This is a genomic window from Fictibacillus nanhaiensis (genome assembly GCF_036213205.1).
Taxonomy (GTDB): Bacteria; Bacillota; Bacilli; order Bacillales; family Fictibacillaceae; genus Fictibacillus; species Fictibacillus nanhaiensis_E.
This window is the reverse complement of sequence record NZ_JARMFC010000012.1, coordinates 1-22,005: the sequence shown is the minus strand read 5'-3', so window position 1 is coordinate 22,005 and position 22,005 is coordinate 1. Positions and strand designations below refer to the sequence as shown.

Genomic DNA, 22,005 nt, shown 5'->3' with positions numbered 1-22,005 from the left:
AGAAGATGAACCGTCTAGAAACCCTAGACGGTTTTTTCTCTGTTTGAAACTAAATTCAACTCACGACGTACAATAAGTATGAAAATATAGATGGGATGAAGAACGATGGAATCAAGGGAGTATTTATTAAGTGAATTAAAACAGATTGAGAAATGGGAAAAGGATCAAAAGGGGTTATGGTTCTGGGAGAGAATTACACGCTTGCCCTTTAAACTGCTAGATAAAGTAACACCAAAATTTATTCAAAATAAAATTGGAACACTTCTCGATGAGATTGGTGGATACATACAAAATGGTGGTCAATACCTATCTAAAGAGAAATCTGTTTTTCAGTTCTTTGAAAAACAAACAGGTAGAACGATTAATGAATTAGCAGACTTTAAAACAATACCAGTAGAAGAAATGAAGAAGGTTTCTTTAGAACTAGCAAACAAACGAAAAAGTGCAGCAACACTTCAAGGAGCCAGTACTGGAATAGGAGGAATCTTCACTCTAGCGGTTGATATTCCTGCTATATTAGCAATCTCTTTAAAAACTTTACAAGAAATCGCGATCGTACACGGTTATGATCCGAACGATAAAGAAGAACGGGTCTATATCTTAAAATGTCTCCAATTCTCTACTTCAGATTATGTAGGTAAAGAAGCGATTCTTAATGAACTTGCTGCAATCAATAAGGACGAGATGAAATCAAGAGAAGTGGTTTCTCAAATTCAAGGATGGAGAGAGGTCACATTAACGTTTACAGAATCATTTGGTTGGAAAAAGCTGTTTCAGATGGTACCTATAGCAGGAATTATTTTTGGAGCGTTCGCCAATCGTTCGATGATTAGTGATCTTTCAGAAACAGGTACCATGCTTTACCAAAAGAGAAGGATTGTAGAAAGACTAGATTGTAATATCGTAGAATCGCTAAACTAGTGAAAGTAAGATATGCGAAAAAGACATTTTCTAATACGATGGAGAATGTCTTTTTTATGTGGTCTTGTCATCTATTTTACAAACAATAGAGAATCGTAATTCAATTTAGAAGGACTAATGAACTTATATGTTGAAAAGTACATCTAATACACATAAGAAATATATGTAAATATTAGAATTCAAGCAGGTGACAAGGGAACATGGAACATATTGATAAAAGAAACCGGTTAGAAGGAAAACCTTTTAGTTATCGAGAAACAAAAGATCACAACGTATTTTTAGATTATTACGGAAAACAAGTAAAAATTCTTAAAGGAAAAGAAGCAGAAAAATTTTTAAATCGAATTAAGGCAGCAGACAGCGAAATGGCAGAGCAGTTGATCATGGCTAAAATAACCGGAAATTTCAAAAGGGGTAATGAACGTAAAAAATGACATGACATCTTCACCTTTTAGATGCACAAATTCTATTAAACAATGATTTTAAAGCATATCCATCAAAGTTCAGGAGTGAAGTGGATGAAGGGGTTCAATTACCAAGATTATGATGGAATAGGGCTTGCAGAGTTAGTTAGAAAGAAAGAAGTTCAGCCGATTGAATTGGTTGAAGAGTCCATCAAAAGGATTGATTCTGTAAATCCCAAAATCAATGCTGTTATTTACAAGATGTATGAGAAAGCAAGGGTGATGGCTACCAATGAACAAAGTGGCCACTTTGCAGGTGTACCGATGCTGTTAAAGAATATTTCACAAGAAGTGGAAGGTGAACCGATTACTGCTGGCTCAAAAGCGTTCCTTACTTACCGGGCAAAAGCAGATTCTGAGTATGTGCGAAGATTAAGAAATGCAGGTGTTGTATTAGTCGGGCAGACAAATGTTCCAGAGTTCGCGTTAGTCGCTTATACAGAACCTGTTCAATATGGAGCAACCCGTAATCCATGGAATCTAAACCATACGCCTGGAGGTTCAAGTGGAGGATCAGCAGCAGCTGTTGCTTCAGGTATGGTTCCTTTCGCGGGTGCGAACGACGGTGGAGGTTCTATCCGAATACCTGCATCTTATTGTGGCTTGTTTGGATTAAAACCAACACGAGGAAGAACCCCTGTCGGTCCTAACTTTGGTCGTTCCTGGCAAGGAGCGTCAACGGAACACGTCCTTACAAGAACCGTTAGAGATAGTGCTGCCATGCTCGATCAATTGCAAGGTCATGAGAAAGCAGGTGCCTTTCATACTCCAAAATTTGAAGGCAGTTTCCTAGACGCTGCTAGCACTCCAATTAATCGGAAGTTAAGAATTGCTATTTCTGTTTCATCTCCCATCAGAACAGAAGTTCATCCTGAATGTAGAGATGCAGTGCTTAAGTCTGCAAAAATATTAGAGTCTATGGGGCACGATGTGGAAGAAGTAGATGCTCCTGTTGATGGGGAAAAGCTAGCGAAAAGTTATTTAAATATGTACTTTGGTGAAACTGCGGCTACTTTAACGTCTCTGGAAGGTATTCTTGGCCGGAAAGTGACTTACCAAGATGTAGAACCTTCTACGTGGCTGCTTGGTTTGCTCGGAAAAGCAACTTCAGCAGAAGAATTTGTACTCAGTATTAGAGAATGGGATATTGCAGCTCTCCAGATGGAGACCTTTCATGAGACTTATGATATTTACATAACGCCTACGACGGCTTTTCCTCCGGCTATGATTGGAGAACTTCAGCCAACCGCTTCTGAACAATTTCTTATTCGTACTGTTGGTAGAATCGGGCTTGGTGGGTTATTAAAGAAGGCGGGAATCGTCGATCAGATTGCTCGAAAAAATCTATCTAGAACTCCTTTCACTCAGTTGGCGAACCTGACTGGACAACCGGCTATGTCTGTTCCACTCCACATTACAGAAGAGGGGCTACCAATCGGAGTGCAATTTATTGCAGCAAGAGGTCAGGAGAATTTGTTGCTGCAATTAGCTGGAGAACTTGAACAATCTGAACATTGGATAGATGTGCGTCAAAATCCGTTGTTTTAATACATGTATTCCTTAATTCGTCTAGCTAATGCTAGGCGATTTTTTATTCCCTCAGATTATTTTACTTTCACATAAGTGACAAGTACATGTTCATACAATAAAAGTGGTTCTTTGCTCTCTTTCATTCTTAATAATCAATAGAAGGAGGTAACAAGTTGAAAACGATTATAAAGTCAATGAACTTAATGGATTCATTAAGAAATCCTTCAAAGGAGGAACTCAAGACAGCACTCATTTCTTTAAAAATAGACCTCGAGGATATCCAAACAGAACTGAAAACCTCAGAGAGTAAACCTTATTATAGAAAACTTTTATATCAGAACGAAAATGTAGAATTATTGGTAATGAATTGGTCTCAATTAGAGTGTTCACCGCATGATCATGGCTCTTCTCAAGGTTGGATCAAAGTGCTTAGTGGTTCTTCAAAAAATACTGTTTATGAGATTAGTGAAAACGGATTGCCTTCTGAATTATTTACATCGACCCATACTAAAGACCAAGTTTTTTACGCACCTAAAAAAGGGATCCATAAGATGAAGGCTGAAGAAAATAGCGCTCTTGTCACACTCCACCTCTATTCGCCACCAATTAGTGGTATGAAAGTATATGATCTTGAAAAATGTTCCGTATGTATAGTCTCTGATGATTGCGGAGCATGGTGGCCAGATGAGCAGCGTCAAAAGATAAAAGAGATACAGTTAAGGTCTTGAGTAACAGATACGAAGTCCAATTAAAGTCAAAGTTTAATTGGACTTTTTCTATTCAATCTTTACTTCTATTTTCTAAGTCTTTAGCAGTATCACTCAATTCAACCTCTTTATCATCCTTTAAAGTCCCAAATAATACATCGATAAAGGGTGTTGAAACGCCGTACCAATAGTTCTCGTTTTTATAATGATGAAGGGTATGTGTCTTCTTAACCCATCTGCCAAACCTGGTTTTCGGCTTCAACGGCCTATGAGCCACATAATGTTTCCATTCATAGACGAAAAACATAAATAAAAGACCGATAGAAAAAGACAAGGTGTACTGAATTGATTGTGTGAAGAGAAAGAGGAGAGTGGATAAAAGAAATAGGCTAGGAATGCTATACCAAATCGGCAGGAATAACAACTTTAATTCATTTGGCTTTTTATGATGATCATAGTGTAATCTCTTTATTAGTTTGAACAGAATTGTATTTTTAGGTGCTTTAATATGAAAGAAAAAACGATGCGTGAGATATTCGCTGAACATGTAAATCAAAATACCTAGTGGAAAGAAAAGTAGAAATGTTGTTGTAACGTTCATCGTAAATAAGAAGCTAATTAATAGGATGAAAATAATCATCATAATTAAGATATCAAAATGCAGGAAAAAATCTCGATATATTCCTTTACTCTTCATTTTTATCTCCTCCACTCATCTTTTGCTTCCAGAGATCTAGACTTTTTTCCATCATGGATTGTGTTATCTTTTCAGTTCCTTCAATGTCACCGGTTAATATCGATTCCAAAAGGGCTACGTAATATTGTTTAGAAAAAGATCGTGAAGAGGAATCATCGAAGTATTTGAGTGCCATTCTGTAATAAACATCTTTAAAGCTATTCAGGATCAAACAATAGATCGGGTTAGGAGATAATTGAGCCATATCCTGTTGTAGATGATAATCAAAAAGAGCATATGAATCTGGTTCATCTTTCAATTCATCCAGAGATGAAAACAAAGATATTAGTTTTATTCGGTTGTGCTTAACCGCATCTTTTAAATATGTTGGGGTTAAAGAGACCCTAAGTTCAAGCATATACACGACAAACTCATCAGGAATTTCGTCTTGCAATTGAAGAATATTGACGATCGTCATTAAGTTTCCTTGTTTCCAATAATCATTTACCGTGGCTGGCATTCCCTTATGAAAAACGATCCAGCCATCCCGCTCCAATCGTTGCAAAGCTTCTCTAATTGTTGGTCTACATACATTATAAAGGGATGACAAATCTCTTTCAGATGGAATGGATTCATGTATGCCTAATTTTCCTTGTAGAATGGATTGTATGATTTGTTGTCCAATCATTTCAGAAGATCGCTTTTCCATGGCAAGATACACCTCATTCTAGTGGTAATACCAATCATCGATGCTGGTAATACCAAATATATGAATGCAGCTGATTTTCATGCCATTTTTTAAATGATGATGATCCTACCAACCACCTGGTTTTTCATGCAGGTGGTCTTTTTGTTATCTGTTTCTCTAATCTGCATAAAACACAAAGCACTTACAAAAGCTGAGAACATCATGATTTAGAAGGAGGAAAAAGATGAGCCAGCAATTTTTCAAAAGAAAACGTCACGATTCATCATCAACTGAAAATTATGACCATCTTCATGTATCCTCTGATCTAAAGAAGAATGTAGCAGAGATTATGAACATTCTAGGGGAGAGTATCGATGTAAAAATCGTAGAGTTTTTAGAGATGCCTATTCCTTTTAGCATTTGTTACATCGAAGGGTTGATTAACAAACAACAACTTGAATTATCCATTATTGAGCCTATAAAGCGTGCACAAATAGAAAACAAAATGTTACAACCGAAAGAACTTATCCATCAAACTGAAGTTTCAGCAATGATTCGTCCTTGTCATCATTTTGATTTAATTATTACACCAGTCTTAAAAGGTCAAGTCATCATTTTTGTAGACGGAATGACCGAGGCATATTCTATTCCCCTTGAAACGTGGGAGACACGCGGTGTAGAAGAACCTGAAGCACAAACAATGGTAAGAGGACCACGTGAAGGATTTATTGAAACGCTTCAGACCAATACAACCTTACTAAGACGCCGAATCTCAAATCCTACTATGCGCTTTAAGCCATTTGAAGTAGGAAAAATAACGAAAACAACGATTTTAGTTTCCTATCTAGAAAGCCAGGTCGATCAAGAAGTCTTACAAGAAGTAATAAAAAGAGTCTCGAATCTAAACACTGATAAAATATTCGAAAGTGGAATGCTAGAAGAATTAATCGATGAGAACGGATATTCTCCGTTTCCTACCTTTCAATCAACTGAACGACCAGATGTTGCAGCTGCCGCACTTTCTGAAGGTAATGTTGTGATCATGTTCGAGGGTACTCCGTTCGTGCTCATAACTCCAACAACTTTTATTTCATTTTTTCAAGCGGCTGAAGATTATTACCATCACTTTGATCTTTCTAGCTTTATTCGAGTGATTCGAGTTATTTCATTCATGATATCATTAGCACTTCCAGCAGCTTACATTGCTGTCACCACTTTTCATCAAGAGTTAATTCCTACTAATCTTCTCGTCAGTTTAGCAGCTCAAAGGGAAGGTGTGCCGTTTCCAGCTTTCGTCGAAGCACTCATAATGGAAACCATCTTCGAAATCCTTCGCGAAGCCGGTATTCGAATGCCGCGTCCAATCGGTTCTGCTGTTTCAATCGTAGGAGCGATTGTTATTGGTGAATCTGCGGTAGCTGCAGGACTCGTTTCACCTGCCATCGTAATCGTCGTTTCTTTGACGGCAATTTCCAGCTTCGTTTCACCTTATTATGGTTTTAGTGGTGCTGCCCGTTTGCTTAGATTCGTCCTCATGGTTTTAGCAGCAACTACAGGCATTTTTGGCATGATTTTTTTCATGATCGGCCTGTTGATCCACCTTTGTTCACTGACGTCCATGGGAAAACCTTATTTCTCACCGTTAGCCCCTTTTCAATACGGCAAACAAAAAGACAGTCTGTTGCGTCTTCCTTTATGGTGGACACAAACAAAGCTGCATAAAAGATGGGTAAAAAAATCATGAGAAGATGGAATATAGTGGCTGTAATCATCTCATTCTCATTAATATTATCTGGGTGTGCTGGTCGAGTAGAACTCAATGAACTCCTAATCGTATCGTCTATTGGAGTGGACTACAAAAAAAATAAAACCATCGTTCATTTTCAAGTGGTTAATCCCGGTGGAACAGCAGGTGGACAAGGTGGCGGACCATCAGGAGGATCTGGGGGATCTGTCTACACCTATACAGTTGCAGGTGAAACACTTTATGATGCCGTAGAAAAAGGAAGAAATATTCTACCTAGAAAATTACTTTTTTCTCATATTACAAGCGTTATTATTGGTGAAAAATATGCAAGAACAAAAGGTATAGCCCCTTTATTTGATTTTATGGAACGTAATCATGAAGTTCGGGATAATCTTATCATGTTTGTTGCAAAAAATTCGACAGCAAAGAGTATTCTCTCTATTTATACACCAATCTTTAAAAATCCAGGAGAATCGTTAAAGAATAGAGTAAAGTTAGCTGCCACATCTACTGGTATATCTGATGGAATTAAAGAAAAAGATGTCGTTCGTTGGCGATATGGTGAATTTAGAGACCCCGTCATTCAAGGAGTAGAAATCGTAAAGATTAGTGATAGTCAAAGTAATACATCTAACTTAGAAAATATTAATGCGAATAATAAGACTTTTCGAATAACAGGACTTGCTGTCTTTAACAAAGAAAAAATGGTGACCTGGTTGAACAATGATCAAACGAGAGGTTGGTCTATTCTCAATCAAAGAGTAAAGGATATCTTTATATTAAGTCACAAATGTGACAGCCAAAAAGGAAATGTTGGGTTCTTGGTAAAAGACGTTGACTCAAAAACAATGGTCCATGTTGAAAATGGAAAATTGAAATATGCTGTAAATGTAAAAGGGAAAGCCATATTACAAGAATTAACTTGCGCAGTTGATGTTGGTAATCCAAAAAGCTTAATTAAGATGGAAAAACGAGTTAATGAAGAGTTAGCAAGCCACATAAAAAGCACGGTGAAAAAAGCACAGAAAGAAAAGACGGATGTGTTTGGATTTGGCAAGATACTTTATAATAAGTACCCGGATGTCTGGAAGAGGTACAAGGAAAATTGGAAAGAAGAGTTTTCTGATGTGGAGCTAGAAACGAATGTATCTATAAAACTTGAAACTGTAGGAGCGAGGGTTGAAACCATTCATGAGCAAAAATAATTCATTTCGCATTACACTTATCGCTTTTTGGATTTTTTCAATGATGAATTTGGCAACATTCCTCTCTAATAAGCAATGGCTACCTTTTTCTGAATGGATTGATGCCATATATTCACCACTTTATAAACTGATGTTTGGAGGGTAAACATGAACCATACTATCAATCGATGGCAGCTTGTTTTAATCGTAATCAGTTTTATATTGGGTAGTTCCTTATTAATGGCGCCAAACTTAACAGCTTTTTTCTCAAATCAGGATGCGTGGATTTCAATGCTGTTTGCGGTAATAATCGGTTTACTCTTAAATTTAACATGGATATTGATTCTGAAACGATATCAGTTTCGCTCTATTTTTCGTATAACCGAAGTAGCTGGAGGTAAGGTGGTTGGTACTATATTAAATATCATAATCATCTTTTATGCGCTCCATTTAGCTTCCTACGTGGTTAGAAATCTTAGTAACTTTATGATTTCAAACGTTATACCAGAGTCAAGTCCATGGACTTTTCAGATTATGATCATATTACTTGCAGCATATTCCTGCTTTTATGGATTAAATAACATCGGTCGAGTCAATGAGTTCTTAACTCCTTTTATGATTCTCTTTTTTATTTGTTCCTTAGCCCTTACTACGAATCAGTTCAGATTTTCACACCTGCAGCCTTTTTTTGAACAAGGGATGTTAAAAATTTCACAAGGCGCATACACAACGACAGGTTTTCCTTTTATTGAGATTATTCTCTTAGGGAGCGTTTTCACATATGTGAAAAACAAAGATAAACTCTCAAAAAATTATCTTGCTGGTATCCTGTTTGGAGGATTAGCTCTTATATTAACCGTATTTATTGCTGTAGGTGTTGAAGGAGCTTATATGGTCAAAAGGCAAAGTTATCCTACATATGAGTTGATGAGAGATATTTCTATCATAAATATTTTTGAGAGGGTAGAAGTTATCATTGGTGTTGTATGGATATTTGGAATCCTTGTTAAGATTGTTATTTGTTTATTTACAGCATTGAAGGGGTTACAGCATCTATCTAAGTTTCCGAACTATCATCCTTTTTTACTGCCTGCTGGATTATTAATCTGGGCTTTGAGTAACCACATCCATACGAATGCAATGGAATTCACGGATTTTGTAGGACGCAATTGGACGCTATGGTGGTTAACCTTATATCTGATTTTACTTGTTGTTTTAGGTATAGGTATTTTGCGAAAGAAAGATAAGAATATCGATCAGCATGCAGATGATTCTTCTCAATAATACTTTTTATAAAAGTGTGAGAGTGAAAGTAACGGCCAAATTTTATCATAGCTATGGTATTGGATATAAAAAGCGTCAGGCAAGCCGGCTCCAGTTGGGTAGCTGGCTCCTTCTTGTTTAGATAGCAGCCATGTAACAGCTCTTTTCATACAGAGATCAGGTTGATCAGAGATTGCCGTTAATGTGTTAAGCGCCCAAGCTGTTTGAGATGGTGTACTTTTGTTTAAGCTAACATACTTTCTCTTAGAATTACTTTTACATGATTCACCCCAACCTCCATCTTCATTTTGTATAGATAGCAACCAATTTTTCGCTTGTTGAATTTCTTTAACATCCGGATGAACACCACATGCGATTAAACCTGTAACGGCAGCCCACGTCCCATAAAGATAACAAACTCCCCACCGTCCATACCATGAACCATCTGACTCCTGATTGGCTAGTAGCCAGCTCACACCTTTTTTTATTGAGAGATGACTTAGATCAAAGCCATGGTGATTTCCTAAGAACTCTAAAGTTCTGCCTGTAATATCTGGAGTGGAAGGATCGATCAGAGCGTCTTTGGCGTGCTTAATGGGCAGGCTTCCAATTAGATAACGATTTGTATTCTTTTCAAACGCTGCCCATCCACCGTCATCGTTCTGCATAGACAGAAGCCAAGCAAGCCCTTTTTCATAGCTTGAATAATAAGTAGTGGGGATGCTACAGTATTGCGCGATCGTACGGAGTGCTACTTGAGTATCATCAAGATCTGGGTGCTGTGTATTACCAATTGAAAAGCCCCAACCACCTGGGGTTGCATCTGGATTATGAACAGACCAATCACCATATTTATTCTGTTGTTGAGTAAGTAGAAATCTCGCTCCTTTTAATATGTGAGCGTTTGTATTTGGCACACCCGCTTCTAGCAATGTATACAGAATAAGAGACGTATCCCATGTAGTGGAAGGTGAATTCTGCAGATGTAATGTTCCATCAACCTCATAAAACATCTTCATTAATCCCTTCAGAGCATTTTGAATAATGGGTGATGATTGATCAAATCCTTCTGAAAGCAGACCATACACCATGAAAATCGTGGTTAACCCATAACTAAGAAGTGTTCCATCTGGTTCGATATGATTTTGTATATAAGACATAATGTTGTCTTTCTTCGTTTTCATGTAAGAGTCTCTAATGTTCAACAAGGAGAATAGATTTATCCAATCTTCTATGTTAGTACCTTGGTCTGGTTTTCCTATTAGTACGGATAAATCAGGTGTATAGCTTGAAGTTATTTTCTTTTTACCTTCAATCATCAACAGTACAGGAGCAAAGTGGGCTCTAGCATAGCTGCTAATATCATAACGGGTAATGGGAGAAGTAAGGGGCAGTGAAAAGAGAATGGCTGGATCGATCGGCAGCTTTGGCCAGTGATATAAACCGTTCATGGCTAAAAAGACTTTTGTTAAGAGGTCAGCATTTTTTAATCCTCCATTATTTATGATGAATTGTTTGGCGTGTTGAAGTTGTTCTTCAGTTTGTGAGTGGTCCTTGGAATACATAAGAGCTGTATAGGCTTGGATAGTCGCTGACAAATTCGCAGGCTCTTCATCAGGGTATACACGCCATAAACCATCTTGTGACTGTTTGGAAAGGATCCGATCGGCAATCCTTTTTATAAGGTTTTCATTTTTGTAATCTATGTTTCGTAATAAAATGAGCATGTAAGCATCTGTAATTAAAGAATTCTCAAAACAAAAACGCCAAGTCCCATCCGTTTTTTGGAGAGATAGAAGCTCATTACATCGTTTGTATATTTCTGATTCAATTTCTTTAAAGTTCAAATTTCTCACCGCACTTTATCCATAGTGCTTACAGTGTATGAAGCAAATGGGTTATCCTATGAACAGGGAAGTGCAATCTCTGTTCTTTTTTCATCTATCACGATAAAATCTTGTTATGCATTTAGTTTTTGTTTTTAGGAGGAATGATTTTGAGTAACAAAGAGCTAGCAACATTCGCTGGAGGGTGCTTCTGGTGTATGGTTAAACCGTTCGATGAGCTCCCTGGCATTCATGGTATCGTATCTGGTTATACAGGTGGTGAGCTTGAAAATCCAACATATGAACAGATTAAAACGGGTGAGACAGGGCATCGTGAAGCGGTTCAAATCACATTTGATCCGGAGGTTTTTTCGTACCAAAAATTGTTAGATCTGTATTGGCCGCAAATTGATCCAACGGATGATGAAGGTCAGTTTATCGACCGTGGAACTCAATATAGAACCGCGATCTTTTATCATACTGAAAAACAAAGAGAACTTGCTGAACAATCTTTAAAGAACTTAGAAGAAAGCGAAAAGTTCAAAAAGCCGATTGTTACAGAAATTTTACCAGCAAGCGTTTTTTATGAAGCTGAAGAGTATCATCAAGATTTTTACAAGAAAAACCCAAAAGCATATAAAGAAGAGCGGGAAACATCAGGCAGAGACAATTTCATTGAGCAAAACTGGAAGTAAGGAAACTATAATATTATTATGTTAACTTTAAAAGAGACTTCAATTAAAAAGTAACTTTTAAAGCAAAGAATGTAATGGAATGGATTATTCTATATCCATAGGAGAGTGTAGTTTATCATCATGAATATCTATATACAGCTTATTGCTAGTAGTAAGTAGTGCATATACTACACTTTCAATTGTAAGATTACGTTTCTTGAGTTCTGATAGCAGCCATTCTTTAGAGATATTATTTTCTTTTAAGTTGTTTATTAGAATCTCACCATCCATCATCAACTCGACAGGAAGCTTCACTTCTTGTTTAAAGATATGTAAGTCTTTACGGGTAACAGCAAGGTGCGCTTCTTTTTTCTTTACAGAGAGAAGTCCATTATTCTCAACGAGTGCATAGTCAACATCTTCGATTGAAAAGATATCCTTCTGTCTTAGCTGTTGATTTAAATAATCAAGGGTGTAACGCATTTTTCTCATGTTATGCTCTAATATTTTTCCGTTCTCAATAACTACAGTAGGATCTCCTGCTACGTACTTTCGAGCTTTTTTACTCTTTAATGAAAGGAAAGCAGAAAGATAGATCAGAAGAACAAAGATAAAAAACACGAGAAAGATATAACGTGCTTTTACTTCTAGAGCAAATGCTAAGTTTGCTGTAACTGAACCGAGCGTGACGACAGCGATAAAGTCAAAGATTGTCATTCTTGATACGGTTTGTTTACCTAATATACGTGCAGCGAGAAATATGGAAAAAAAGGCGATTATGGATCGAATAATAACATCAGCATAAGGATTCACGTGTGCCACATCCAATAGAATCTATATTTAAGGTACATTATCCTTTCTATCCAACTTATAGTAGTTTAAGACGAAAATTTTCTTTAAGAAATTTACAAAACGCACAGGAATAATCCAGTGCGTTTTTGTAATTCATTATTTGTTTTTCTTATATTGATTTAACACATGAACCATACCTTCTTCAATAAGTTCATTAGCTGGTTTATCAAGCTTTTTAGCTAATGCTTTAATCTCCGTATATAACGAATGACTCAAAGTAGTGTTCACATTTTTTCGATCATGGTTCTTTTTTCTTATCTCACTTGTATACATGGGCATTCCTCCAGAAGGAGTTTCTTTTACTTGTGTTCAGTCTATCACAACAAGAACCAGATGATGTGACTAGTTTTTTTGTCTTGATACATATGGATAAATCGGATCTTTTAGATGGAAGTCATAGGTTTCTCCATCAACGATACCTACCACTTTTTCGCTATCATATAAGCTAATCAAAAACCCTGCCATTTCTTTAGCTGTATGGTATTTTGGCATAGCACCTTCATATTCAAATTCCTCAAGGTCCATGGAACGCTTCGCAAATTCTGTTTCAGTAGCAGCCGGAGCCAATACTTTAGCTTGCATGGCTTGTCCTTTATTTTTTAATTCCTGGGCAAGTCCTTCTGTAAAGGCACTCACATAAAATTTGGATGCGCAATACGTTACAGCATCTGCAACAATCGTGTAGCCTCCGCCAGAAGATATGTTGATAAGTTGTGTTCCTTCAACATTGGCATAATCTCTAACATAAAGTGAAGAAAGAACAGTTAAAGCTTCAATGTTTAAATGAAGCATCGTCTCAATTTTATATAAATTTTGCTCTCCAACTGAAGCAAAGTTCCCAAAGCCCGCATTGTTAATCCAAGTTTCAATCTCATAATTCTTAAGACTTTCGTAGAAATCATGTGCATTAGATGTAATTGATAGATCAACTGTGAAAACAATAACATCGAGATCTGGATACATAGACAGAACGTTTGATTTAAGATGCTCTAATTCTTCTGTTCTCCGCGCTGCAATAATTAAATTCTTACCTCTAGCAGCAAATGCAAGTGCTGTTTCGTATCCAATTCCAGAGCTCGCTCCCGTGATCACTGTGTATTTCATTAATGACACTCCTTAGATTTATTGTTTTGGTAATCGTTCTTGAATTTTATTATACTGATTAGAGTAAACTCTAAGTCAAGGAACTAGATATCAGTTGGAGTGATAAAACATGTATACCATTGGAGAAGTTGCTAAACTCCTTAATATTAGTACCCATACACTGCGATATTATGAAAAAGAAAAAATCATTACACCAGAACGAACGAGTCAAGGTGATCGACGTTATTCAGAATCTCATGTTCAATGGCTGCGTTTTGTCATTAAACTTAAAGAAACAAAAATGCCGCTTGTTCAGATTAGGGAATATGCTTCATTATTTGTACAAGGAGAGCAAACTACTCATAAGAGACTGAGCTTATTAAAAAATCACCAAGATCATGTTCAGAATCAGATACAAGTATTAATGGAAATTGATGATATGTTGCGTAAAAAGATATCAGCATATGAAGAATATCTTCGGAAACAAGATTTCAGCTAGACATAATAAGGTGCTATTTAAATGACGCAGAAAAAACCCTATCGAGCATAAATCGATAGGGATTTCTTACATTTGTTATACAAATAGATTCAATAATAGTATAAAGCCTAATCCGGCAACTGAGATAATGGTTTCTAATAGTGTCCATGTCGCAAACGTTTCTTTCATACTTAAGCCAAAATATTCTTTGAACATCCAGAAACCTGCATCATTAACGTGTGATGCTATTAAACTACCAGCACCTGTTGCAAGTACGACTAACGCAAGGTTAACATCGGTCTGACCTAATAACGGAATAACTAGACCCGCTGTTGTTAATGCGGCAACTGTTGCAGATCCTAAAGAGATTCGAAGGATGGCTGCAATAATCCATGCAAGTAAGATTGGAGAGAATGTTGTATCTTTAAACAATTCTGCTACATAATCACCAACGCCACCGTTGATCAATACTTGTTTGAAGGCACCGCCTCCACCAATGATTAATAGCATCATTCCGATATGTGTAATAGCTGTCGTGCATGAATCCATAACCGTTTTAATCGGTATATTTCTTGCTAATCCCATCGTATAAACGGCTACAAGTAAAGAAATCAACATGGAAGTTGAAGCATCACCAACAAAACGAATAATTTCAAATGTCTTTGAGTCATCAATACCCATTGTGTTCTGTATAAGTGTGATTACAGTAGCGATAGACATTAATATAACAGGAAGCATAGCTGTAAACACTGAGATACCAAATGAAGGTGTATCTTCTAATTTAAATACTTTTTGTTCGCCGAGTGAAGCAATGTTTCCTGTCTTGTTGAATGAGTCAGGAACAATTTTCTTTGCAATCTTTGTAAATATTGGTCCTGCTAGAATAACTGTAGGAATCGCAATAATAAATCCATAAAGTAATACTTCGCCAATATTAGCACCAAATTCTCCTGCAATTACAGTAGGGCCCGGGTGAGGAGGTAAGAATCCGTGTGTTACTGAAAGAGCTGCTACCATTGGAATACCTAGATAAAGAATAGAAACGCGTAATTGTTTTGAAATGGCAAATACGATTGGAATTAATAAAACTAAACCTACTTCAAAGAATAAAGCGATACCAATAATGAACGAAGCAACAACTATCGCCCATTGGATTTTCTTTTCACCGAATTTTTCTATAAGGGTAATTGCAATTCGCTGTGCACCACCGGCATCAGCGATTAGCTTACCTAACATGGCACCTAGACCAAAAATTAACGCCAAATGTCCAAGTGTTCCACCTAAACCTGCTTCAATCGATTTAACAATTTCCCCAAGTGGCATACCTAGAGCTAATGCAACACCAAATGATACGATGATTAAAGAAATAAATGTGTTTAATTTGAAATACATGATCAATAATAACAATGCTAAAATTCCACAAGCTACGATAAATAATGGCATGATAAATCCCCCTGATTAATTTTCTCTATGAATTAAACTTCTTTGGTACGCTGCAATACGTGCATAATCTTCTTCAAGTTTTCTTGAAAGACTGATAAAGATGGGTAACAATTCTCTATATTCTTGTACAGCTTCTTCATTTGGAGAGTGAGTGTGAGTACTCCCGATCATTTTTGAAGCCGCTTCAAATGATTCTATTTTTCCTGTTGCATATAACCCTAAAATACATGCACCTAAGCAAGAACTTTCGTAAACCTCTGGTACCGCTACCTCTGTATCAAAAATATCTGACATCATCTGCCGCCATGTTTCTGATCGAGCAAAGCCTCCAGTTGCCTGGATTCTGCTAACAGGTTCATCCATACATTCAACTAAAGCCAAATACACGGTATATAGATTATAGAGGACACCCTCGAGTGCAGCCCTTATCATATGTTCTTTTTTATGAGACAACGTTAGACCGAAGAACGATCCTCGAACATCTGAATTCCAAAGTGGAGCGCGTTCACCAGCGAGATAAGGGTGAAACAATAAACCGTCAGCTCCAGGTCGCACACGTTCTGCTATCTTAGTTAGAATTTCATAAGGATCTATTCCTAGTCGCTTTGCTGTTTCAAGTTCTGAAGCAGCAAATTCATCCCGAATCCAACGTAGGACAACACCACCATTGTTAACAGGCCCACCGATGACCCAATGATTCTCTGTTAGTGCGTAGCAAAAAATTCTGCCTTTTTCATCTGTTTGCGGCTTATCAATGATCGTACGTATAGCACCACTCGTACCAATTGTCACTGCTATTTCGCCTTTACCAATCGCATCTACACCAAGGTTTGACAGCACGCCATCACTTGCTCCAATGATAAATGGTGTTTTCGGATCTATGCCAATCTGCTTGGCTATATCTAGTTGACAATCATTGAAGATCGTTGTTGTAGGGACTAGGGTAGATAATTGATTACGATTAACTCCTGCAACACGTAAAGCTTCTTCATCCCAATCCAGACTTTTCAGATTCATCAGCCCCATCGCTGAGGCTAGAGAATGATCTACAACATATTCATTAAATAGGCGCTGAAAGATGAACTCTTTAATCCCAATATACTTTTTAGCTCTTGCTGCGATTTCAGGCTGATCATTTACGATCCAAGCGATTTTACTTAATGGACTCATCGGGTGAATCGGTGTACCCGTGCGTTTATAGATCTCATGACCGTTAAGTTGAGTTTTTATTTTTCGTGCCCAAGCTTCACTCCGATTATCTGCCCATGTGATGCAAGGTGTTAATGGCTGATCATCCTCATCCATTGCAATCACGCTGTGCATGGCACTGCTAAATGAAATGAACGAAATAGCGCTAGATTGAATAGAGGAACGTTTGATAACATTTGTAAGGGTTTGCAAAACCGTTCGGAAAATTTCTTCTGGATCTTGTACCGCTGTAGAAATATCAGGCGTGTGAAGCGGGTACCCGATATTTTCTTGTGAGATAATTTCTCCGTTTTCATTAAACAAAACTGCTTTAGTACTAGTAGTTCCGATGTCGACTCCTACCATATAGCTTTTTCTATGTTGTGTACCGTCGATATCTGTCATTTATTTACTCCTTTTCTTGCTCCCTTGCTTTCGATAGCATTTGTTGTGACATCCATAAATCATCTACTTTTCCTTGAACATCATCAAAATTTTGATGAAGTGATTGAATCATGATCTCTCTATTTTTTGATGAGATCGCATCAATATAGAGTTCATGGTTTTTCATGATTCGAGATAGGTCATCATACTTTTCATTAAAATGCATTCTCATGGATAATAAAATGAAGCTTTCCATAACTGGTTTTGTGTTATTCCAGATCATTGTGATGTAAGAATGATTGATAGATCGAATGATTGTTTCATGAAACAAGACGTCCTGAAGAGCAAACTCATCAGCATCTTTGTACTTAATTGCAATTTGCATCATCTCAAATATTTTTGTGAGTTCTCTAACTACTTGAGCGGTGTCGTTTTTAACAAGTCGTTCAAACACGAACGTCTCAATAAGCAACCGAACATCATAAATTTCTTCTATTTCTTTTTCAGTTAAGCCAACCACAACTGCACCCATTCGCTCTAAACGAATTAAATTTTCATTCGATAGAACCTTAAGTGCTTCTCGTATAGGAGAGCGGCTCACATTATATTCAGCAGCTAATTTATTTTCAGAAAGAGTGGTACCGCTTTCAATCAGTCCCGAGATAATCCTCATTCTTAGTTCACACGCGACACGTTCACCAGTAGAAGCTTTGGAAAGCCACTTTTCAGGATAAAGAAAATCATTCGTATCGTTCAACATAATAACCTCCTTTTGTAGAACGAGTATACTTGTATACAAGTATTATAGTATAGTGATTATAAAATGCAAGCGCTTTTATTTAATCGTAAAAAAACAGACATAGAGATGAATGATTTTATTAATTAAAAGCGGAGAGAGCTGTAAAGGCGGGGGACAGGTGTGTTAGTCATTACTATAGAACGAATTGGTGCTTCACAAACTTTCATAAACAACAGAAGTTACGGAAACAGCCCATAGAAAAGAACAATCTTAATAATGAAGAGATTGTTCTTTTCTTTATCTATTCAATTAATAAAGGCACTTCTTCTTTCTTCATTTCAGTTTCGTGAAACTCATCATATCGTGGGTGCATTTTTAATAGTTCATCAACCGTTACAATTTCATATCCCATTTGTTTGAGCTTAGGAAGAATGATTTTTAGTGCAGCAACTGTTTGACTTCGGTTCCCACCAGAATCATGTAAAAGGATGATATCGCCATTCTTTAGATTTGTCAGAATATGCCTTGCAATCCTATCGGCACCTGGATTTGTCCAGTCACGAGGATCTTGGTGCCAAGACCATAAAATAATCTTATAACCTTCTTTTTTTAAAACTTTTAAACTGTTTTCTGTAACCGTTCCGCCTGGAGGACGAAACAACTTTATATAATCAGTATGGTGAGCAGGGTCTAGAAGGTGCTCTGTCTTTCTTGTTTCATCTACAACTTTATGCCTTGAAATTGCATGAAAACTAGGGTGATTATACGTATGATTTCCGATCTCATGTCCTTCATTCAGTTCCCTTTTAACAATATGGGGATATTTCTCAACCCGTTTACCAATCAGAAAGAACGTTGCATGAACACCTTCTTTTTTTAGCACATCTAGGATTTGTGACGTGTATACTGGGTCTGGTCCATCGTCGAATGTGATCGCTACTTGTTTCTTATTTGTAGGAACTTCCCAGATTACATCACCATATTTTTCTACTTCAAAACGATTTACAACACCTGCATATACCCGAGGGACGGAAAAAAGAATATGACATATAAACATGGAAACAATCACTCTTACAATGGTAGACATATTGAGCCCTCATTCTAAAATTTGTTACCATTAGTATTTGTATGGAGAAACTCATTTATTACACATAACGTTTGGCAGCTTGCAACAAAAAAAGCTGCTCAAAGGATTCTTTGAACAGCTTAAACATTGATTTATAATCCACTTGGAGAAAGTGAGATCGCTTTTAGAGCGTGGTCTAAGTCATAGATTAAATCATCTACTGTTTCAATTCCGATTGAAAGGCGGATTAGTTCTGGACTCACCCCAGATTTTCTTTGTTCTTCTTCAGATAATTGTTGATGAGTGGTGCTAGCTGGATGGATGATTAATGATTTTGAATCTCCAACGTTTGCAAGGTGAGAGAAGATGCTAACATTTTCAATCAACTTTTTACCTTCCTCTACTCCACCTTTAACTCCGAATGTAAGAATCGCACCGGCGCCTTTTGGAAGGTATTTTTGGGCGAGTTCATAATAAGGGCTGCTCGGAAGTCCTGCGTAATTTACCCAATCTACAGATGAATGACTCTCTAAGAACTTGGCTACTTTCAATGTATTTTCAACATGACGTTCAATACGAAGGGCAAGTGTTTCCAATCCTTGAATGAATAGAAAGGAGTTGAACGGTGCGATAGACGAACCTAAATCTCGAAGCAGCTGAACACGTGCTTTTAATATATAAGCAAGTGGACCAAATGCATCCGTATACACAATTCCTTTATAGCTTGGATCTGGCTCAGTCAAACCAGGGAATTTCCCATTGCTCCAATCAAATTTTCCAGAATCTACGATAACACCACCGACAGAAGTACCATGTCCCCCGATGAACTTTGTTGCAGAATGAACGACGATATCCGCTCCATGTTCGATCGGACGACAAAGGTAAGGAGTTGCCAATGTATTATCAACAATAAGAGGTACCCCCGAATCATGTGCGATGTCAGCAATAGCTTGAATATCTGCAACATCTATTTTCGGATTTCCGATTGTCTCGATGTAAACCGCTTTTGTTTTTTCTGTAATAGCATCTCGAAACGATTGAAGATTATCTATCTCAGCAAATTGTGTATGGATGCCGAGCTTGGGGAGAGTAACAGAGAACAGGTTATACGTTCCACCGTATAAAGAGGTAGAAGCTACGATTTCATCACCTGAGCCAGCGATGTTGAATATTGCATTCGTAATGGCAGCCTGACCGGATGCAAGAGCAAGTGCACCAACACCGCCTTCAAGCTTCGCGATGGTCTGCTCAAACGCATCTTGCGTTGGATTCATCAAACGAGTATATATGTTTCCGAATTCTTTTAGGGCAAACAAGTTCGCTGCGTGCTCTGTTGAATTGAACTGATAAGAAGTGGTCTGATAGATCGGAACAGCGCGAGCTCCTGTAGTAGGATCTACTTTTTGACCTTCATGTAAAGAAATCGTTTCAAACCCGTACTGTCTTTCTGCATTTTGATCAGTCATTTTCTAATCTCTCCTCATGTTTTTTTTATATCCAATCGCATTCAGTTTCAACTTATCCCAGAAAAAAAGACCTCTTCCAAAAGAAGAGGTCCCGATGATTTCACCCGATCGAAGTCTCATCTTTCAGAACATTGAATGTTCTGCTGAAATTAGCACCATGCGTTTCCGCTGGTTGCCGGGCATCATAGGGTCAGTCCCTCAGCCTCTCTGGATAAGAAGATTTGAATATTGAATTAAGATTTATAATACATACGTCCTTTTCAATAGTCAACAGAATTATTAAAAAATTTCGTATTTTTATTTTCAGGATTACTTTTAACTGCATAGATAACTCCAACCGCCCAAAACGCAGCAAGTACAAAGTAGATCGAGAACAACATGTTATGTGAAACACCTAGAGTATGAAGAAGGGTGCGGGTATTGGTGATAATAATCAATCCACCCACTAGTACCCCTAGTATGTGAGAAGGAATGAGGCGCACTAGCCATGCAGCAATGGGAGCCGCAACCACTCCTCCTAACATTAACGCTCCTACCCATAACCATTCTACTTGTTCCCATCCGAGAGCAATAAAAAATCCGATTGAAGCAGAAACAGCTACAGCAAATTCGCTTGTATCTACTGAGCCGATCACCTTTCTGGTTTTCATATCTTGTTTTGCCATTAGGACCGGAGTGGTGACTGGACCCCAGCCACCACCACCGGTTGCATCTAGAAATCCTGCTAATAATCCAAGTGGGATAAGTTGTTTCTTTGTAAAGGGTTTACCATTTGTTGTTGCTTTCTTCTCTCCAAGTTTAAACAGAAAACGATATAAGATATAAATTCCAAGGATAATTAGAAAGATAGAGATATATGGCTTTATAAAATCTCCAGGCAGGTTGCTTAAAAAACAAGCACCAACAAAAGCGCCGATAGAACCCGGCAGAATTAAGCGAAGAACAACTTGCCGATCAACATTTCCGAATTTAATGTGTGAAGCGCCGGATGCTGCAGTCGTTACGACTTCCGCAAGATGTACGGAAGCAGATGCAGCCGCAGGAGCAATGCCCGCTACTAAGAGCAGTGATGTAGAAGTAACACCATAAGCCATACCTAGTGAACCATCGATCAGCTGTGCAAATAGTCCAATTAAAGCTAATACAATTAACTTTTTCATAACTTCCTCCTCAAAATAAAAAGGCCCTTAACAAGTGATGTTAAGAGCCTTCGGTTTTCCGATCAGCGATACGGATTAAATTTTAGTTAATACTATATGTTTCTAAAACATAAAAAGTCAACTGTTTGTTGAAATTTTTTGTAAAAATAGAAAAATGAAAAAATAGGTCTTGATATCCACTTCAGATATGGTATGATTTTATAAAATTTAAACTCTTATCCAGAGTGGTGAAGGGAACTGGCCCGATGAAACCCGGCAACCTGCGATTTGTAAGGTGCTAACTCCAGCAGAATGTATTTACATTTTGGAAGATAAGGTAATATGTTTACCTCCACTATCTTTCCGAAATGGGAAGGTTTTTTTATTGCTCTTGAAAGTAGTTGATTTCCGCTCCAGAATGCTCGCTTTCCTGGGGGCTTGCGGTGAGCCACCTCGACACTTTGTGTCCTTAGGTGTCTCACATGTC

General features: G+C 37.5%; 21 protein-coding genes and 2 riboswitches. Of the genes, 9 read left to right on the top strand and 12 right to left on the bottom strand.

Going from position 1 to position 22,005, the window contains the following annotated elements:
• The first annotated feature begins 105 nt into the window (after positions 1 to 105).
• The 4 genes from P4V41_RS13190 (at position 106) to P4V41_RS13175 (ending at position 3,643) form a co-directional block, all read left to right on the top strand.
• The gene (locus tag P4V41_RS13190) at positions 106 to 921 is read left to right on the top strand and encodes an EcsC family protein (RefSeq protein WP_328085490.1); all 816 of its coding nucleotides are present in this window, start codon (positions 106 to 108) and stop codon (positions 919 to 921) included.
• A gap of 200 nt (positions 922 to 1,121) precedes the next feature.
• Positions 1,122 to 1,355 carry a hypothetical protein gene (locus P4V41_RS13185; RefSeq protein ID WP_328085488.1) on the top strand — a complete coding sequence of 78 codons (234 nt, stop codon included), beginning with the start codon at positions 1,122 to 1,124 and terminating at the stop codon, positions 1,353 to 1,355.
• 84 nt (positions 1,356 to 1,439) lie between these two features.
• Positions 1,440 to 2,933 (top strand): amidase, encoded by a 1,494-nt coding sequence (locus tag P4V41_RS13180; protein WP_328085486.1) that lies wholly within the window; start codon positions 1,440 to 1,442, stop codon positions 2,931 to 2,933.
• A gap of 155 nt (positions 2,934 to 3,088) precedes the next feature.
• Positions 3,089 to 3,643 carry a cysteine dioxygenase family protein gene (locus P4V41_RS13175; RefSeq protein WP_328085485.1) on the top strand — a complete coding sequence of 185 codons (555 nt, stop codon included), beginning with the start codon at positions 3,089 to 3,091 and terminating at the stop codon, positions 3,641 to 3,643.
• 52 nt (positions 3,644 to 3,695) lie between these two features.
• Here P4V41_RS13175 and P4V41_RS13170 read toward each other — a convergent pair whose 3' ends face one another.
• Positions 3,696 to 4,319 carry a sterol desaturase family protein gene (locus tag P4V41_RS13170; RefSeq protein ID WP_328085484.1) on the bottom strand — a complete coding sequence of 208 codons (624 nt, stop codon included), beginning with the start codon at positions 4,317 to 4,319 and terminating at the stop codon, positions 3,696 to 3,698.
• Positions 4,309 to 5,007: a GntR family transcriptional regulator gene (locus P4V41_RS13165; protein ID WP_328085482.1), complete on the bottom strand. Its 699-nt coding sequence runs from the start codon at positions 5,005 to 5,007 to the stop codon at positions 4,309 to 4,311. The genes P4V41_RS13170 and P4V41_RS13165 overlap by 11 nt, the downstream gene beginning before the upstream one ends.
• Before the next feature lie 223 nt (positions 5,008 to 5,230).
• On the opposite strand from P4V41_RS13165, the gene P4V41_RS13160 reads away from it, so the two are divergent.
• The 3 genes from P4V41_RS13160 to P4V41_RS13150 all read left to right on the top strand — a co-directional run bounded on the left by P4V41_RS13160 (position 5,231) and on the right by P4V41_RS13150 (position 9,201).
• Positions 5,231 to 6,730, top strand: a complete 1,500-nt coding sequence (locus P4V41_RS13160) for a spore germination protein (protein WP_328085481.1) — start codon at positions 5,231 to 5,233, stop codon at positions 6,728 to 6,730.
• The gene (locus tag P4V41_RS13155) at positions 6,727 to 7,938 is read left to right on the top strand and encodes a Ger(x)C family spore germination protein (RefSeq protein WP_328085479.1); all 1,212 of its coding nucleotides are present in this window, start codon (positions 6,727 to 6,729) and stop codon (positions 7,936 to 7,938) included. Before P4V41_RS13160 ends, P4V41_RS13155 begins: the two co-directional genes overlap by 4 nt.
• Before the next feature lie 147 nt (positions 7,939 to 8,085).
• The gene (locus tag P4V41_RS13150; RefSeq protein WP_328085478.1) at positions 8,086 to 9,201 is read left to right on the top strand and encodes an endospore germination permease; all 1,116 of its coding nucleotides are present in this window, start codon (positions 8,086 to 8,088) and stop codon (positions 9,199 to 9,201) included.
• Here the strand turns inward: P4V41_RS13150 and P4V41_RS13145 are convergent.
• Positions 9,195 to 11,027 (bottom strand): terpene cyclase/mutase family protein, encoded by a 1,833-nt coding sequence (locus P4V41_RS13145; RefSeq protein WP_328085477.1) that lies wholly within the window; start codon positions 11,025 to 11,027, stop codon positions 9,195 to 9,197. The two genes, P4V41_RS13150 and P4V41_RS13145, sit on opposite strands and share 7 nt — an antisense overlap.
• A gap of 149 nt (positions 11,028 to 11,176) precedes the next feature.
• On the opposite strand from P4V41_RS13145, the gene msrA reads away from it, so the two are divergent.
• Entirely contained in the window at positions 11,177 to 11,701 is a 525-nt protein-coding gene (gene msrA, locus P4V41_RS13140) for a peptide-methionine (S)-S-oxide reductase MsrA (protein ID WP_328085475.1), read from the top strand.
• A gap of 84 nt (positions 11,702 to 11,785) precedes the next feature.
• Here msrA and P4V41_RS13135 read toward each other — a convergent pair whose 3' ends face one another.
• From P4V41_RS13135 to P4V41_RS13125, 3 genes are all read right to left on the bottom strand, one after another.
• Complete coding sequence (locus P4V41_RS13135) at positions 11,786 to 12,493, bottom strand: DUF421 domain-containing protein (RefSeq protein ID WP_328085474.1); 708 nt, start codon at positions 12,491 to 12,493, stop codon at positions 11,786 to 11,788.
• A 135-nt stretch (positions 12,494 to 12,628) separates the two neighbouring features.
• On the bottom strand, positions 12,629 to 12,805 hold the full coding sequence (locus tag P4V41_RS13130; RefSeq protein ID WP_328085473.1) for a hypothetical protein: 177 nt from the start codon (positions 12,803 to 12,805) through the stop codon (positions 12,629 to 12,631).
• A 69-nt stretch (positions 12,806 to 12,874) separates the two neighbouring features.
• Complete coding sequence (locus P4V41_RS13125; RefSeq protein ID WP_328085472.1) at positions 12,875 to 13,636, bottom strand: SDR family NAD(P)-dependent oxidoreductase; 762 nt, start codon at positions 13,634 to 13,636, stop codon at positions 12,875 to 12,877.
• A 109-nt stretch (positions 13,637 to 13,745) separates the two neighbouring features.
• Between P4V41_RS13125 and P4V41_RS13120 the strand changes: the two genes are divergently transcribed.
• Positions 13,746 to 14,114: a MerR family transcriptional regulator gene (locus P4V41_RS13120; protein ID WP_328085471.1), complete on the top strand. Its 369-nt coding sequence runs from the start codon at positions 13,746 to 13,748 to the stop codon at positions 14,112 to 14,114.
• Between the two features lie 75 nt (positions 14,115 to 14,189).
• Here the strand turns inward: P4V41_RS13120 and P4V41_RS13115 are convergent, their stop codons facing one another.
• The 6 genes from P4V41_RS13115 to P4V41_RS13090 all read right to left on the bottom strand — a co-directional run bounded on the left by P4V41_RS13115 (position 14,190) and on the right by P4V41_RS13090 (position 21,539).
• On the bottom strand, positions 14,190 to 15,536 hold the full coding sequence (locus P4V41_RS13115) for a GntP family permease (protein WP_328085470.1): 1,347 nt from the start codon (positions 15,534 to 15,536) through the stop codon (positions 14,190 to 14,192).
• A gap of 15 nt (positions 15,537 to 15,551) precedes the next feature.
• A complete protein-coding gene (gntK, locus tag P4V41_RS13110; protein WP_328085558.1) occupies positions 15,552 to 17,090 on the bottom strand; it encodes a gluconokinase in 1,539 nt (512 codons plus the stop codon).
• A gap of 43 nt (positions 17,091 to 17,133) precedes the next feature.
• Positions 17,134 to 17,868, bottom strand: a complete 735-nt coding sequence (locus tag P4V41_RS13105) for a GntR family transcriptional regulator (protein ID WP_419181313.1) — start codon at positions 17,866 to 17,868, stop codon at positions 17,134 to 17,136.
• A gap of 280 nt (positions 17,869 to 18,148) precedes the next feature.
• Positions 18,149 to 18,934, bottom strand: a complete 786-nt coding sequence (locus P4V41_RS13100; protein ID WP_328085468.1) for a polysaccharide deacetylase family protein — start codon at positions 18,932 to 18,934, stop codon at positions 18,149 to 18,151.
• 131 nt (positions 18,935 to 19,065) lie between these two features.
• Entirely contained in the window at positions 19,066 to 20,379 is a 1,314-nt protein-coding gene (locus tag P4V41_RS13095; RefSeq protein ID WP_328085467.1) for a homocysteine synthase, read from the bottom strand.
• Between the two features lie 113 nt (positions 20,380 to 20,492).
• Positions 20,493 to 20,597, bottom strand: a riboswitch (SAM riboswitch).
• A 42-nt stretch (positions 20,598 to 20,639) separates the two neighbouring features.
• Entirely contained in the window at positions 20,640 to 21,539 is a 900-nt protein-coding gene (locus P4V41_RS13090; RefSeq protein WP_328085466.1) for a sulfite exporter TauE/SafE family protein, read from the bottom strand.
• 212 nt (positions 21,540 to 21,751) lie between these two features.
• A riboswitch (SAM riboswitch) is annotated at positions 21,752 to 21,857 on the top strand.
• Positions 21,858 to 22,005: the final 148 nt, after the last annotated feature.

Excerpts from the sequence above, each read along its gene's own strand:
- P4V41_RS13190 (WP_328085490.1), top strand. The coding sequence starts at position 106 with ATGGAATCAAGGGAGTATTTATTAAGTGAATTAAAACAGATTGAGAAA.
- P4V41_RS13185 (WP_328085488.1), top strand. The coding sequence starts at position 1,122 with ATGGAACATATTGATAAAAGAAACCGGTTAGAAGGAAAACCTTTTAGT.
- P4V41_RS13180 (WP_328085486.1), top strand. The coding sequence starts at position 1,440 with ATGAAGGGGTTCAATTACCAAGATTATGATGGAATAGGGCTTGCAGAG.
- P4V41_RS13170 (WP_328085484.1), bottom strand. The coding sequence starts at position 4,319 with ATGAAGAGTAAAGGAATATATCGAGATTTTTTCCTGCATTTTGATATC.
- P4V41_RS13165 (WP_328085482.1), bottom strand. The coding sequence starts at position 5,007 with ATGGAAAAGCGATCTTCTGAAATGATTGGACAACAAATCATACAATCC.
- P4V41_RS13160 (WP_328085481.1), top strand. The coding sequence starts at position 5,231 with ATGAGCCAGCAATTTTTCAAAAGAAAACGTCACGATTCATCATCAACT.
- P4V41_RS13155 (WP_328085479.1), top strand. The coding sequence starts at position 6,727 with ATGAGAAGATGGAATATAGTGGCTGTAATCATCTCATTCTCATTAATA.
- P4V41_RS13150 (WP_328085478.1), top strand. The coding sequence starts at position 8,086 with ATGAACCATACTATCAATCGATGGCAGCTTGTTTTAATCGTAATCAGT.
- P4V41_RS13130 (WP_328085473.1), bottom strand. The coding sequence starts at position 12,805 with ATGTATACAAGTGAGATAAGAAAAAAGAACCATGATCGAAAAAATGTG.
- P4V41_RS13125 (WP_328085472.1), bottom strand. The coding sequence starts at position 13,636 with ATGAAATACACAGTGATCACGGGAGCGAGCTCTGGAATTGGATACGAA.
- P4V41_RS13120 (WP_328085471.1), top strand. The coding sequence starts at position 13,746 with ATGTATACCATTGGAGAAGTTGCTAAACTCCTTAATATTAGTACCCAT.
- P4V41_RS13115 (WP_328085470.1), bottom strand. The coding sequence starts at position 15,536 with ATGCCATTATTTATCGTAGCTTGTGGAATTTTAGCATTGTTATTATTG.
- gntK (WP_328085558.1), bottom strand. The coding sequence starts at position 17,090 with ATGGTAGGAGTCGACATCGGAACTACTAGTACTAAAGCAGTTTTGTTT.
- P4V41_RS13105 (WP_419181313.1), bottom strand. The coding sequence starts at position 17,868 with ATGTTGAACGATACGAATGATTTTCTTTATCCTGAAAAGTGGCTTTCC.
- P4V41_RS13100 (WP_328085468.1), bottom strand. The coding sequence starts at position 18,934 with ATGTCTACCATTGTAAGAGTGATTGTTTCCATGTTTATATGTCATATT.
- P4V41_RS13095 (WP_328085467.1), bottom strand. The coding sequence starts at position 20,379 with ATGACTGATCAAAATGCAGAAAGACAGTACGGGTTTGAAACGATTTCT.
- P4V41_RS13090 (WP_328085466.1), bottom strand. The coding sequence starts at position 21,539 with ATGAAAAAGTTAATTGTATTAGCTTTAATTGGACTATTTGCACAGCTG.